The 13,652-nt window shown below is 37.3% G+C and carries 11 protein-coding genes; 1 reads left to right on the forward strand and 10 read right to left on the reverse strand.

The annotated features are described in order from the left end of the window. Window positions 1-28: 28 nt before the first annotated feature. From FJQ98_RS26300 to FJQ98_RS26330, 7 genes are all read right to left on the reverse strand, one after another. Window positions 29-1,336 (reverse strand): S1C family serine protease, encoded by a 1,308-nt coding sequence (locus FJQ98_RS26300; RefSeq protein WP_053595930.1) that lies wholly within the window; start codon window positions 1,334-1,336, stop codon window positions 29-31. A gap of 231 nt (window positions 1,337-1,567) precedes the next feature. Next, the gene (locus tag FJQ98_RS26305) at window positions 1,568-2,356 is read right to left on the reverse strand and encodes an MBL fold metallo-hydrolase (RefSeq protein ID WP_053595929.1); all 789 of its coding nucleotides are present in this window, start codon (window positions 2,354-2,356) and stop codon (window positions 1,568-1,570) included. After that, window positions 2,346-3,179, reverse strand: coding sequence for a two-component system regulatory protein YycI (locus FJQ98_RS26310; protein WP_053595928.1), 834 nt, complete (start codon window positions 3,177-3,179; stop codon window positions 2,346-2,348). The genes FJQ98_RS26305 and FJQ98_RS26310 overlap by 11 nt, the downstream gene beginning before the upstream one ends. Continuing rightward, window positions 3,166-4,485 carry a YycH family regulatory protein gene (locus tag FJQ98_RS26315; RefSeq protein WP_075807295.1) on the reverse strand — a complete coding sequence of 440 codons (1,320 nt, stop codon included), beginning with the start codon at window positions 4,483-4,485 and terminating at the stop codon, window positions 3,166-3,168. The genes FJQ98_RS26310 and FJQ98_RS26315 overlap by 14 nt, the downstream gene beginning before the upstream one ends. Then, window positions 4,482-6,344 carry a cell wall metabolism sensor histidine kinase WalK gene (gene walK / locus FJQ98_RS26320; RefSeq protein ID WP_053595926.1) on the reverse strand — a complete coding sequence of 621 codons (1,863 nt, stop codon included), beginning with the start codon at window positions 6,342-6,344 and terminating at the stop codon, window positions 4,482-4,484. The genes FJQ98_RS26315 and walK overlap by 4 nt, the downstream gene beginning before the upstream one ends. 6 nt (window positions 6,345-6,350) lie before the next feature. Further along, on the reverse strand, window positions 6,351-7,064 hold the full coding sequence (gene yycF, locus FJQ98_RS26325; RefSeq protein ID WP_053595925.1) for a response regulator YycF: 714 nt from the start codon (window positions 7,062-7,064) through the stop codon (window positions 6,351-6,353). A gap of 230 nt (window positions 7,065-7,294) precedes the next feature. After that, entirely contained in the window at window positions 7,295-8,755 is a 1,461-nt protein-coding gene (locus FJQ98_RS26330) for a M23 family metallopeptidase (protein WP_053595924.1), read from the reverse strand. A gap of 414 nt (window positions 8,756-9,169) precedes the next feature. Between FJQ98_RS26330 and FJQ98_RS26335 the strand changes: the two genes are divergently transcribed. Then, a complete protein-coding gene (locus FJQ98_RS26335; protein WP_053595923.1) occupies window positions 9,170-10,090 on the forward strand; it encodes a YitT family protein in 921 nt (306 codons plus the stop codon). 69 nt (window positions 10,091-10,159) lie between these two features. Here FJQ98_RS26335 and FJQ98_RS26340 read toward each other — a convergent pair whose 3' ends face one another. The 3 genes from FJQ98_RS26340 to dnaB all read right to left on the reverse strand — a co-directional run bounded on the left by FJQ98_RS26340 (window position 10,160) and on the right by dnaB (window position 13,650). Beyond that, window positions 10,160-10,396 carry a hypothetical protein gene (locus FJQ98_RS26340; protein ID WP_201406592.1) on the reverse strand — a complete coding sequence of 79 codons (237 nt, stop codon included), beginning with the start codon at window positions 10,394-10,396 and terminating at the stop codon, window positions 10,160-10,162. A 323-nt stretch (window positions 10,397-10,719) separates the two neighbouring features. Continuing rightward, window positions 10,720-12,012, reverse strand: a complete 1,293-nt coding sequence (locus FJQ98_RS26345; RefSeq protein WP_053595922.1) for an adenylosuccinate synthase — start codon at window positions 12,010-12,012, stop codon at window positions 10,720-10,722. 276 nt (window positions 12,013-12,288) lie between these two features. Next, window positions 12,289-13,650: a replicative DNA helicase gene (gene dnaB / locus FJQ98_RS26350; protein ID WP_053595921.1), complete on the reverse strand. Its 1,362-nt coding sequence runs from the start codon at window positions 13,648-13,650 to the stop codon at window positions 12,289-12,291. Between the last annotated feature and the right edge of the window lie 2 nt (window positions 13,651-13,652).

A 13,652-nucleotide genomic window follows, 5' to 3' on the forward strand; every position in this document is an offset into this window, starting at 1 on the left:
GACCTATAATCCCCACTGATTTTTTCATTTACAATGAATCGCTATTTGTTAATGTTAATGATAGTTCCACTAATTTACCTTGACGATATACTTTCATCGTTAAATTATCACCAATTTTTTTGTCATTATATAAATGTTTGCGTAAATCGATTGCTGTTTCGATTTTTTGTCCATCCATTTCAACAATAATATCGTATTGTTGAACGCCTGCTTTTGATGCTGGTGAGTTAGCTACAACATCTGTAATAACAACACCTGTTGTTAAATCTTTTGGCAATTTTAACGTTTGTTGTTGGTAGAATGACGGAACATCCGTTAAGTCTACTAATGAAACACCCATTGTTGGACGCTTCATTTCACCATTTGCCTCTAATTCCTCGATAATTGGAATTGCTGAGTTAATCGGAATTGAGAAGCCTAAACCTTCAACAGAGGATTCCGCAATTTTCATGGAGTTAATGCCAACTAATTCGCCAGCAATGTTTACAAGTGCACCACCACTATTACCAGGATTGATAGCTGCGTCTGTTTGTAATACTTCTTGCTGCCAATCTATTGAGCCATCACCGTTTATGTCAACTGGTACAGAACGATCCTTACCAGAAACAACACCTGTAGTAACAGAGCCATAGAATTCTAAACCAAGTGGGTTACCAATCGCAATGACTGTTTCACCTTGTTTTAATACATCTGAGTTACCGAATGTTGCTACTGTTTTAACATCTTTTGAGCTGATTGAAATGACCGCTAAGTCTGTCCAAACATCGTGACCAACTAATTGTGCTACTTCTTTCGTTCCATCTGGCATTGTTACTTCTAACTGTTTTGCACCTTCAATAACATGGTTATTTGTCACGATAAAGGCTGTATCACCTTGAACTTTATAAATAACACCTGAACCGCTTCCTGCAGGCTGGTCTGATGTGGATTGTGGACTCCAGAATCCGCCATTTGACACTTCTTGAATATTTGTGATCCCTACAACAGCATCTGAAGCCTTATCTACTGCTTTCGTAACATCGGTTGTCACTTCTGTTGCAACTTGATTAATGGTTGTGTCATTCTTACCTGCACCGCTTGTAGTTGTGCCAGTTGTACCAGGCATTTGATTGACAAGTCCAGGCATCATGAGCCAAACGAGTAAAGCGCCTATGATGACGCCGATAAAACCGGTAAATAAATAACCACCTTTACCTCCGCCACCGCCTTTCTTTTTATGACGTTTCTCTTGCGTTTCTCGCTCCTCTAGTTCGAGTCGCTCCTGAAGAGGTGATTTCTGTATTTCATCGTTTTTTAGAAAATCACTGTTTTTATCATCATCTTGAAAATTGCTCATTCTCCTCATCCTTTCACTTATTATTATTTGTTAGTTGTTACCCTAATATTACGATTCAAACATTAAAATCAGATGAAAAATAAATAAAATGAACATAAAAATGGCTGTTCAAAGCATTTACTATAAAATGCTATTGAACAGCCTCATTAAAGCTTCATTTTTAAATTGTATAATGTCGATATTATTAACTCACGCTAAGAATCATAATTCCGCGACATCCGCTGAAAGAAGTTAAACTGTCACTAATTTCGTCGGCTCTTCGGCATCTGTATCAAATAAATTTACATACTCTCCTGCAATAATGCCACATGATTGCAAAGTCTGTGTGACACTCATGCGCGCAAGCTCTTTCATGTTATTATCCATACTTAAATGTGATAAATAAATATTTGTTGGTTTTTCAAATACTACCTCACTCATTGCTATAGCTGCGTCCTCATTTGAAACGTGCCCTACATCACTTAAAATACGACGTTTTATAGACCATGGGTAACGCCCCATTTGCAGCATATTGACATCGTGGTTACTTTCAAAGACAAAGGAATCAGCACCTCGGATGATGCCCTTCATACGGTCGCTAACATAGCCTGTATCCGTAATAACAACAAGCTTGCGTCCATTTTCATGAAAGCTATAGAACATGGGATCTGCTGCATCATGTGATACGGCAAAGGATTCAATAGCTAATGAGCCGAAATGCTTTACTGTATCCATTTCAAATTCAAACCGTTGCTCTAACGGAATATCACCAACAAGCCCATCCATCGCCTGCCACGTTTTGGCGTTTGCATAAATAGGTACATTATATTTTCGTGCCAGTACACCTATTCCTTTAATATGATCACTATGCTCATGTGTAACGAAAATGCCACTTAGCTGTTTCATATTGCGGTCGATTTTTGTAAATAATTGCTCCATCTTTTTACCACTGAGGCCAGCATCGACAATAAATGTATGATCATCATTCTCTACATAAATCGAATTGCCTGTACTGCCACTTGCTAAAACACTAAATCGCATCATTCTCTCCCCAGTCTTCTTCTTCGCCCTCTTGCTTGTCCCCTTGGATTTCAATCATTTTTCCATCAATAGCATCAACGAAGTACTCTTCTATTTCGTCGTCCGATAATTTCACTTGTACTTCCCATGTTGGTATCAACACTTGCGTTTGCGTTAAATTACTAAATGTCGAATAACCTAACTTCATATGCATAATACGCGATTCTGACTTTAACAGATTTTTATTATAAAGTGTCTGGATAATTTGAAGTGGTGGTATTACAGTTTCTTGTTGCTCCATTTCTTCGATATTATCAATCATCGTCTGCTCATACATTGTAACTTCGTCGTCTAGATTCCACTGTACTTTTAATAGGGCACTCTCATTGTAATAGAACATTCGATTACTTTTTTTCTGGAAGAAGATTGCGATTCGTTCCTCACGATCCACCTTCCATAATACATAAGAATCTCCTTCTTTTACGTTTGCATGGACAAACTCTGTAAAGCTTGCATCATCATTAATATTTCGTAATTTCACAGGGCTTATAAAATTGGCACGTATATGTGTGTCAGTAATGAAATTTACTTGCTGATTGCCATCGGTAAAATCAGTATTTTTAAATTTATGCGCTTTACCTGTAATGTAAGTAGCAGATTCATTACTATTTGGCAATGTTCCATACGTAATATTATCATCTTTTAATCGGGTTTCTATTGTTTTTTCACCAAGTATTTCTACACTCTGTGCTTCATTATAGCGATTTAAATACAACGAATATAAGAAGATATTTAAGATTAAAAAAACGAATATGAAAATAGATTTTGTTCTATTCCAATCCATTTTTGACACCTCCTAATATTTCAGGCGTCAGTTTCGTCGATACACCGTTACGAATAGCAAACCAGCATGGCTCTAGTGTCACTATTGTACTTTGTTTGTGAGTTAAATAGTAACCCACAACAATGTCATCTATATCTGATAAATCAATGTTATTAAGGTCTTGAATCTTTTCAACGACTTCCGATCCTGATGGAAGTTCTTTCATCTCTTTTTCGGATGGAATATCTTTCTCAAAAGAAAAGTATGGACGTTTGTAGCGGAAAATACGATTATCTCCCCAAACAGTTGTAATTCGGCTTATAGCCTGATCACTATAAATTGGTAATCCATGTAAATATAGTTGATAATCTAATTGGTTATTGCTTGTACTTGTTGATACATAGCGATAATCAGCTGTAAAGCCTCCGTGTTCATTGATAAATTCAAAACTATCCGTCAAGAGCTTGGAAGGCTCTATCCTTACACTACTTTCTGCAGCTGGATATACATAGGTCAATGATTTCAATTTCGAATCAATCGTCATCCGTGACAGTCCATCTTGATATTTTTCAATGGTTACACTTTCATCAGTGCGCAGGACATTGTTTGGATTTGTAAATAACACATCTTTAAATAATTCAGGTTGCTCTTCGATAAAATACGTATATTTCGCTGATTCAATTTTATCGTTGGCAATATAAAGTGAGGTAAACCCATCACGCTCCACTTCTTTAAAAGTGCCGTATGTTTTCGCTGGCTCAATAACATTTCGTACAAATTGGTTAGCATTTTCTAGACTTACACGTGAACGCATCAATAATTCATTATTACTACTAATGAAAAACACCTGTAACTCTTTGTTATTATAATTACTCCAATCTATCATCATACGATTAAAGGTTGTTTCAGGTAGCTCCTTATCGGGGAACTGAAAAATTGAGTTAAAGGCAGAGTAAGGAATCTCACCAGTAAAAAAGACAGTCATAAAATTATTAGTACGAATCATCTCGTTTACAGAGTTGGCTGTAAGGTTATTGTTAATGGGCACTAAATCTAGGACATTCCAGCCTTTAAATGCTTCCATAATATCTTCCATTGCACCATTGGATACTGTCCCGGTAAATTCCTTATCAAAACGGTAAATAGCCTTATAAGGACGAATTAAATTCTCCATTTTTTTTTGTGGTCCAATTAGGATTTCTTTTTCTTCAGTCTGTTCAATAACTTTATAATCCGGCGTGTATGTCCAAATCATATAGGTTAAAACCACACTTAGCATAACGAGTAGGAATAATACAACTGATTTAACTGGTTCTATATATTTCATTCCCACTCACCTGCCTCGTCAAAATCGTCTAAATTAAGTGGTAATGTGAAGAAAACTGTTGTTCCTTGTCCTTCCTCACTTTCAGCCCATATTTTACCACCGTGAGCTTCAATCATTTCCCTGGCAATAGCTAGCCCTAGACCTGTGCCTCCCATAGATCGAGCTCGAGCTCGATCTACTCGATAGAAACGATCAAAAATACGTCCTACATTTTCCTTAGGAATTCCCATACCATCATCAGAAATCATAACCTTCAGCATATCTCCTTGCACGGTAAAGCCAAAGCGAATATTACCTCCGTCTGGTGAATACTTAATAGCATTGGAAATGATATTATCGATAACTTGTGTTACCTTATCCGTATCAATTTCTACATAATAAGATGCCTCTGGAAATAAACGTTCAAACATCACTTTGTCTGACTTAGACATTTCAAAACGATCGATAATACGGTTAAAGAAAGAATTGAAGAGAACAATGTCTTTATTCAACTCATAATCTGCACTATCCATTCGTGATAACTGCAATAAGTCATTTACTAAGCGAATCATACGCTCTGTCTCTGTTTGTGTGACATTCAAAAATGTTGGAGCAATGTTTTCATCTTTCCATGCACCATCTGCTAATGCCTCTAAATAACTACGCATCGTCGTTAATGGTGTCCGTAATTCATGTGACACATTTGATACAAATTCCCGGCGATCCATCTCTATTTTTTCCTGCTCCGTAATATCGTGTAGTACAGTAATTAGACCATTAATAAAGCCTGTTTCTTTTTGAATAACAGAGAAATTCGCACGTAAAATATACGGTGCATCTGCCGTACTGAAATTTAAATTCACCGCATCATTCATATGAATTAAATCCTCAAAACTATACTCTTGGTCAATGCCTAAAACAGATGCAATCGGACGCCCTAGTGTAATATCTCTTGAAATATGCAGCAGCTCTAGTGCGGGATCATTAATAAGAATAATGCGCCCTTTTCGATCTGTTGCAATAACACCATCTGTCATATTACTAAGGACCGAATCGAGCTTTCGCCGCTCTGCCTCTGTAGTAGATTGCGCCTCCTGCAAGCGATTCGTTAAATGATTAAAGGTTATAGCAAGCTGCCCTATCTCATCTGTACCATAAACCCGCACTTTTCGTGAATAGTTTCCCTTTGCCATCGCCTGTGCCTGCTTACGCATATCTGCAATTGGCTGTGTAATTGTTCGTGCCACTAAAATTCCTAAAAAGATAGTAATCACCAAAGACACTGCCGTACCACCAAGGAAAATACCGTTAATGTCATTCACTTGTTCAAAAACAGATTCAATATTAGCTTCAATATAGAGTACACCTATGATTTCATCATCAGGACCTGCACCATCTCGTATTGGCGAAGCTAACACCCACACTCGATTTCTTGTTTTATTATCAAGTTTGATGTTTTCAAATAATGTTTCTGCAGAAATTGCACGGCGTACGAGATCATTATTCGAGCGCTGTCCAATCAAACCTTGATTGTCTACCTCAGACGTGGCGCGAATACGCTGTCTATTATCAATGACACGGATTTCTAAAATATCTCCATTAGATTCCTTCAACCCCGTGGAAAACTCCATTACAATCGTTTTCAGGCTTTCTTCAAGAGCTGGCATACTTTCATCGCGTTCTTTTAACATTTCTTCACGAATGCTATATTGCATCAAATCGACACGTTGAAAAATGGATTCTCGGAAGTTGGTTTTTAAATTTTGCTCTAATTCATTTGCAAAATAGATGCCTATTATTTGTAAAGCGAGCATAATTAGTAAAATGTAAATTAGTACTAGCTTTACATGAATTGATTTAAAGAAGCTTACTTTCTGCATCCCTTTTTACTCCTGTTCAGGATTTCGTAAATAATAACCTACACCACGGCGTGTTACAATCCAAGCTGGATGACTAGGATTGTCCTCTATTTTTTCCCGTAAACGACGAATTGTTACATCTACTGTTCGTACATCGCCGAAATAGTCATAGCCCCACACTGTTTGCAGTAAATGCTCACGCGTCATGACTTGACCAATGTGCTTGCCTAAGTAATGCAATAGTTCAAATTCCCTATGCGTTAGTTCAATTGATTCATCACGCTTCAATACTAAGTAAGCATCTGGCTGAATAACAAGAGAGCCTACTACAATTTCATTGGATTCTTCTTCAACCTCTTCGGCAGTAGGCGCTACTACCTGTAAGCGACGCATATTTGCCTTTACACGTGCAATAAGCTCACGTGTACTAAATGGCTTTGTCACATAATCATCTGCGCCCATTTCTAGTCCTAATACTTTATCAATTTCAGATCCTTTTGCCGTTAGCATAATGATAGGGAAATCATATTTTTTTCGCACTTCTCTACAAACTTCCATCCCATCACGCTTAGGTAGCATTATATCTAAAAGCATTAAATCTGGTTGCTCTTCCTCAACCTTCTCTAGTGCTTCATCTCCATCATAAGCACAAATAACTTTGTAGCCTTCTTTTATTAAATTAAACTGTAAAATATCTGCGATTGGTTTTTCATCGTCAACAACTAAAATTGTTTTGTCCATATATTTTTCTCCCTTTCGCTATTTATCTATTTTTAAATGAGTGTATTTTTAAAGTTACTCTCTTAACTCTACCATGCTTTTAGCTTCTATGCATTATTCTAAATTCAAAGACATTATAGGATATTGTATTGAACTATATTTCGACAAATATTTCTTGGGAAATAACATAGAATTAATAAGAGCTATATAAAAAGACAGTCCCTATTCGGACTGCCTTCTATTCGAATTGATTAACTGCCTACATATGATAATGGATTGACTAACGAACCATTTTTCTCAACTTCAAAGTGTAGATGTGTACCTGTTGAATTCCCAGTAGAGCCCATAATACCTATAACAGAACCTTTTTCTACCACTTGACCCACTGTAACATTAATTGAAGATAAGTGTCCGTAAAGCGTTGTATAACCATTATTATGATTAATCACGATGCGATTACCATAGCTACCCGAGACACCAGCTGCGACAACAACACCATTATCTGAAGCTAAAATATTATAATTACTAGGACGGGCAATATCAATACCTCGATGGAGTTCTCCCCAACGTTGACCCATCCCACTTGAAATATAGCCACCCACTGTCGGCCAAGTAAATTCACCTGTACCACGAGAAGAAATCACCTTCGTACCAACAACTTCAATTTCGTCAACTGGTTGTTGTATGATATTTTCTTCTAACGCAACTTTGGATGTACGAGTTCCATTTTCAGACGTTAATAAATAAGCTGTTTCTTTTTTTCCATTAACGCCTTGTTGTTTAATCACTTTCTCACCTTTATACATCGTCGGATCTTCTTCAACTATTTTCTTAAACGGAATTTTATCAGTAACTTTCTTCTCCTGTTTTACTTCAAGTGTTACAAATGGTTTAGCGACTGTTACATTCAATGCTTGTCCGACCTGTAAAACTGTATCAACAGTGATACCTGGATTTAACGTTACTAGCTCAGCTGTTGTTAAGCTGTGTTTTTTAGCAACCGAGCCTAGAACATCACCTGATTGAATTTTATATGTCTCTTGTTCGAGAGATCCTGTCATTAAATATTCCACTGCTTCCTCAGGCGTTACAATAGCATTCGGGACTACTTTTTGTGTCGCACCTGATACTCCCTGTTTAAAAGTAACATCTAAAAGGCGCGTTTCACCTGTTTGTAACGGTGGTATATTCGTAGATTGCTGATTAGCATATAAACTATTTAACTCTTGCTGTGAAACATATTGTAGCTTTAGCATACGAATAGTGTCTTCATAAGCTTTTGCATCTTTTAAAGAAACTATAGGCTTATTATTTACAAATAATGTATAAGCTGGAGATTGGGCTACTAAAGATTGCTCAAATTTCGCCAAAATATCTACATCTTTTGTTTCATTACTAAACACTTGCTCTGGGATTATTTTAACAGCTGAGCTAGCATCAATAGACAATTCCTTGTACTGTTGGTTTGCTTCTTTTTCCTTTGATGCGATAATTTCTTGAATAGCTTTCTCATTAGAGACTGCACCAATATATTGATTTCCCACGTAAACGTGATAAATTTTATTTAAATCTTCTTTATGATTTTCTTTTGCAAAACCTACATTAAACGTTAAACTTGTCATTAAAACTGTAATAATGGATACCTTTTTAATTAAAGGAAAATTGTAAGTGAATCTATTGTTTTTTTCCTTCTTAGACCAAGACGAACTCATCAATAAAGCTCCTTCCAACTTCAACCTATCGTAGGATTAATTACCCACAAGGATTTTTTGCACCACTATACTGTACCATAAAGAAAATATGGTTTGAATATTTTCATCTTTTTGTAATGTAAATGTATTATTTCTCTACTAATTGTTACATAATTCCTATTTTCCGTAGTTTCTAATAACTGTATTTTCATTAAAAAATTGGCTCACCACCATAACATAGAGTTGATTTCCGTCTCTTGTGGCGTCCAGCCTCGACTCCAATCGATCGCTTAAAAATATACTTGTTCTTTAAATATCATTTGTAGTGTTTGAATGAGCCATTAGTATTCTATTCATTTTTTTTAGCGTGAATTTAGACTTATTACTTTTTACTTTTTTAATATTCCGATAAAATATAGAAGAAAGATATACTAGTTGATTGGAGCGATTAATTTGAGTGATTCATATACCTCTGAAATAACCCCTAAAGTTAGAAAGCCCCAAAGTAAGAATACGGTTCGTAAACTTATAATTAGGACCATTATGGTGGCATTAGGTGCCGTCATTATGGCACTGGGGCTGGAGCTATTTTTAGTACCAAACCACATTATGGATGGTGGAATCGTAGGTGTTTCCATTATCACTTCTCATTTATTAAATTTACCTCTAGGTATTTTCATCTTCATTTTAAACTTACCTTTTATCTTTTTAGGCTATAAACAAATCGGAAAAACTTTTGCCCTTTCCACAGGACTCGGCATTACAGTACTCTCTTTAACAACACTTCTCTTACATAATCTACAACCATTTACTCAAGATACGCTATTGGCCACAGTTTTTGGAGGCATGATTTTGGGCATTGGAGTCGGCATCGTTATTCGTTATGGTGGTTCTTTAGATGGTACAGAAATTTTAGCCATTTTATTTAATAGAAAAACGCCGTTCTCCGTCGGTGAAATTATTATGTTTTTCAATTTAATTATCTTTACGGTGGCGGGATTTGTGTTCACATGGGAACAAGCAATGTACTCTATCATGGCATACTATATTGCCTATAAAATGATCGACATTGTCATTCAAGGAATGGAGGAATCAAAATCTGTTTATATCATCAGTGATGAAATTGATGAAATCGGGCAGACCATCATGGACCGACTTGGTCGTGGTGTAACCTTCCTTCATGGTGAGGGGGCTTATACGGGGAATGATAAAAAAGTCATTTTCACTGTTATTACCCGATTAGAGGAATCGAAGCTTAAATCAATCGTCGCTGAGATTGATAATCATGCATTCCTAGCAATTGGTAATATTGCAGAAGTTAAAGGTGGTCGCTTCAAGAAGAAAGATATTCACTAATAACAAAAGGGTCGTACCGGATATGGTACGACCTTTTAATGTTGTTGAAAAACTATAACATCTATGAAATTAAGTATGGCTTTTCGGCAAAATGAGAGGTTGATTTCCGTTTCGACTGAGCGCTTTGTTGCTATCGCTTCGCTTTCGCACAGATAAAACATTTGCCGCTGTCGCTTCGCTTTCGCGCAGAGCATAGCTTCCTGGGGGCGTCCGATGAGCCGCTTGGGCCAACACGATGTTGGTCACGAAGGCGTTATCACAGGACGTGATGGTTTTAGCCTTCGTTCCTCTATCGCTGATCCCCAAGGAGTCGCCCAGTCTCCACTCCAATCAACCACTTCACTTAGCATGTATCTTCTGGAATATCACTCTAATTTATAGTGATATTATGCGAAAACATAGCGTTCATAACAGATGTCTTTAGCTACACCAAATGTAAAATAGCGTCACTGTTATACATCTATAGTTTGATTATGGAAGTAGCCATAACGTTCACTTTTGAATACATAAAATATATCTCTGCATTAACGGGCAATAAGTCGCGTCTCACCTCAAAATTCAGCGAAAGCAAAGAGATACGGTATAAAAAAGGGCGTACCGGATATGGTACGCCCTTTTGTGATTTATATTTATTTTGCTTCCCAAACGTCTACTAAAACGTTCGTTTGTTCACGTGCAGGACCAACAGAGAAAGTAGCAATTTCAATACCTGTTAATTCACTCACACGTTCTACATAGCGACGTGCATTCTCAGGTAGCTCGTCTAATGTTTTGCAACCTGTAACATCTTCTGACCAGCCTGGAAGCTCTTCATAAATTGGTTCACATTGTTCAATAACATGAAGATTTGCTGGATACTCGGTGATAGTTTCATCTTGATATTTATACGCTGTACAAATTTTCACTGTGTCTAAGCCAGATAAAACATCAATTGAGTTAAGCGCTAGGTGCGTAATACCACTTACTCGGCGTGAATGACGTACTACTACTGTATCAAACCAGCCTACACGACGTGGACGGCCAGTTGTTGTACCGTATTCACGACCAACCTCACGAATTTGTTGACCTACCTCATCAAATAATTCAGTTGGGAATGGTCCATCGCCAACACGTGATGTATAGGCTTTTGATACACCAATAACACTTGTAACTCGTGATGGGCCAACACCAGCACCAATCGCTACTCCGCCAGCAACAGGATTTGAAGATGTTACAAATGGATACGTACCTTGATCGACATCAAGTAAGATACCTTGTGCTCCTTCAAATAACACTTTGCCGCCTTCATCAAGTACATCATTTAAGATTTTCGACGTGTCTGTTACATATTTTGCGATTTCTTGTCCATAGTTGTAATATTCCTCGAAAATTCCTTCGAATGTTACGCCTTCAACTTCGTAAAATTTCTCAAATAATTTATTCTTAATTGCTAAATTTTGACGTAGTTTTTCTTCAAATACATCCTTGTCTAGTAAATCAGCCATACGGATACCGATACGTGCTACTTTATCCTGATAACATGGTCCAATCCCTTTACAAGTCGTACCGATTTTATTATCGCCACGACTTTCCTCATCAGCGATATCTTGTTTTATATGATATGGTAAAATAACATGCGCACGGTTAGAAATTCGTAAATTGTCTGTATTAATACCACGCTCTTGTAAACCTCTAAGCTCAGTTACTAATGACTTTGGATTAACAACCAGACCATTTCCGATTACTGAAGTTTTTTCTTTATAAAAAATACCTGATGGAATTAAATGTAGCTTATAAGTTTCACCATCAAATTTAATAGTATGTCCTGCATTATCGCCACCTGCAAAACGAGCGATTGCATCGGCTTTTTGTGAAAGGAAATCAGTAATTTTACCTTTTCCTTCGTCTCCCCACTGTGTTCCTACAACTACAACTGATGTCATAGTCAGCACCTCCGTTAGATACGATTTGTATCTCAATTTTTAAGCCGTTAATTATTGTAACAATGATAGAAACGCCTAGTCAACAAAAATACTTAAAAACACGAACATAAAATCAAGAAATATGATTCAACGTTCGTGTTTAATAACAGAATGGTATGAATATTATCTAACATTCAGATTAATTTTACCTTGGCCTACACTCCAATCAACATATATACATGGCATATGTTTTAACAAATGTCATCTCCAACTATTGATGGTGAGCCAGATAAATATTTATTCACGTGAAGGTGGTGGCGGCATTTGCGACCAATCCACATTAATGAATTTATTGAATTCTTTTTTAAAGGCAAGAGTAACTGTACCCGTTGGACCGTTACGCTGTTTAGCAATAATAATTTCAATCATATTTTTACTCTCGGACTCCTTATCGTAATAATCATCACGATATAAGAAGGCAACAATATCAGCATCTTGCTCAATACTTCCCGATTCACGTAAGTCACTCATCATTGGTCGCTTATCTTGACGTTGCTCAACGCCACGAGATAGCTGTGATAATGCAATGACTGGAACCTTTAATTCACGCGCTAAATGTTTTAAAGAACGTGAAATCTCAGATACCTCTTGCTGACGGTTCTCCCCTGCTTTACCACTACCTTGAATAAGTTGTAAATAGTCAATCAAAATCATACCGAGGCCATGCTCTTGTGCTAAACGTCGACATTTTGCGCGAATTTCATTGATACGTACACCCGGTGTATCGTCAATAAAAATTCCTGAATTTGATAAACTCCCCATTGCCATAGTTAGTTTACCCCAATCTTCTGTTGTTAAAGCACCTGTACGTAAAACTTGTGCATCTATATTTCCCTCTGCACAAAGCATACGCATAACTAGCTGCTCAGCACCCATCTCTAAGGAGAAGATCGCAACATTTTCCCGCGCTTGAACGGCAACACTTTGTGCGACATTCAATGCAAAGGCTGTTTTCCCTACAGATGGACGTGCCGCAACAATAATTAAATCGTTACGCTGGAAGCCAGCTGTTATATGGTCTAAGTCACGGAAGCCTGTCGGAATACCTGTAACATCACCTTTTTGTGATTGAAGCTTCTCAATGTTATCAAAGGTTTCCACCAATACGTCTTTGACATGCTTAAAGTCACCCGCATTTTTACGATTGGCTACCTCCATCATTTTCTTCTCTGCTTCGCCTAGTAATGCCTCTACCTCATCCTCACGAGTATAGCCATCTTCTACTATTTTAGTAGCTACACGAATTAAGCGACGTAATAGAGCCTTTTCTTCGACAATTTTCGCATAGTGTGCGACGTTAGCAGCCGTAGGGACAGCATTGGCGAGCTCTAGTAAATACGATAGCCCGCCAACATCCTCAATTTCTTTTTTAGCTGATAATTCTTCAGTAACTGTGACAACATCTATCGCTTTTCCTTGATCACTTAAACGTAGCATCGTTTCGAAAATTTGCTTATGTGCATTATGATAAAAATCATCTGCTAGTAAAATTTCAGATGCAGTGATTAACGATTGAGGATCGAGGAAAATCGCACCGATAACCGATTGCTCCGCTTCCCGGTTATGCGGTGGAACGCGATCCATCATCGGTTCGTTCATGG

The sequence above is a fragment of the Lysinibacillus agricola genome, from assembly GCF_016638705.1.
Taxonomy (GTDB): Bacteria; Bacillota; Bacilli; order Bacillales_A; family Planococcaceae; genus Lysinibacillus; species Lysinibacillus agricola.

What these genes read in the sequence shown, in the direction of transcription:
- FJQ98_RS26300 (WP_053595930.1), bottom strand. Translation starts at nt 1,336, where the DNA reads ATGAGCAATTTTCAAGATGATGATAAAAACAGTGATTTTCTAAAAAAC.
- FJQ98_RS26305 (WP_053595929.1), bottom strand. Translation starts at nt 2,356, where the DNA reads ATGCGATTTAGTGTTTTAGCAAGTGGCAGTACAGGCAATTCGATTTAT.
- FJQ98_RS26310 (WP_053595928.1), bottom strand. Translation starts at nt 3,179, where the DNA reads ATGGATTGGAATAGAACAAAATCTATTTTCATATTCGTTTTTTTAATC.
- FJQ98_RS26315 (WP_075807295.1), bottom strand. Translation starts at nt 4,485, where the DNA reads ATGAAATATATAGAACCAGTTAAATCAGTTGTATTATTCCTACTCGTT.
- walK (WP_053595926.1), bottom strand. Translation starts at nt 6,344, where the DNA reads ATGCAGAAAGTAAGCTTCTTTAAATCAATTCATGTAAAGCTAGTACTA.
- yycF (WP_053595925.1), bottom strand. Translation starts at nt 7,064, where the DNA reads ATGGACAAAACAATTTTAGTTGTTGACGATGAAAAACCAATCGCAGAT.
- FJQ98_RS26330 (WP_053595924.1), bottom strand. Translation starts at nt 8,755, where the DNA reads ATGAGTTCGTCTTGGTCTAAGAAGGAAAAAAACAATAGATTCACTTAC.
- FJQ98_RS26345 (WP_053595922.1), bottom strand. Translation starts at nt 12,012, where the DNA reads ATGACATCAGTTGTAGTTGTAGGAACACAGTGGGGAGACGAAGGAAAA.
- dnaB (WP_053595921.1), bottom strand. Translation starts at nt 13,650, where the DNA reads ATGAACGAACCGATGATGGATCGCGTTCCACCGCATAACCGGGAAGCG.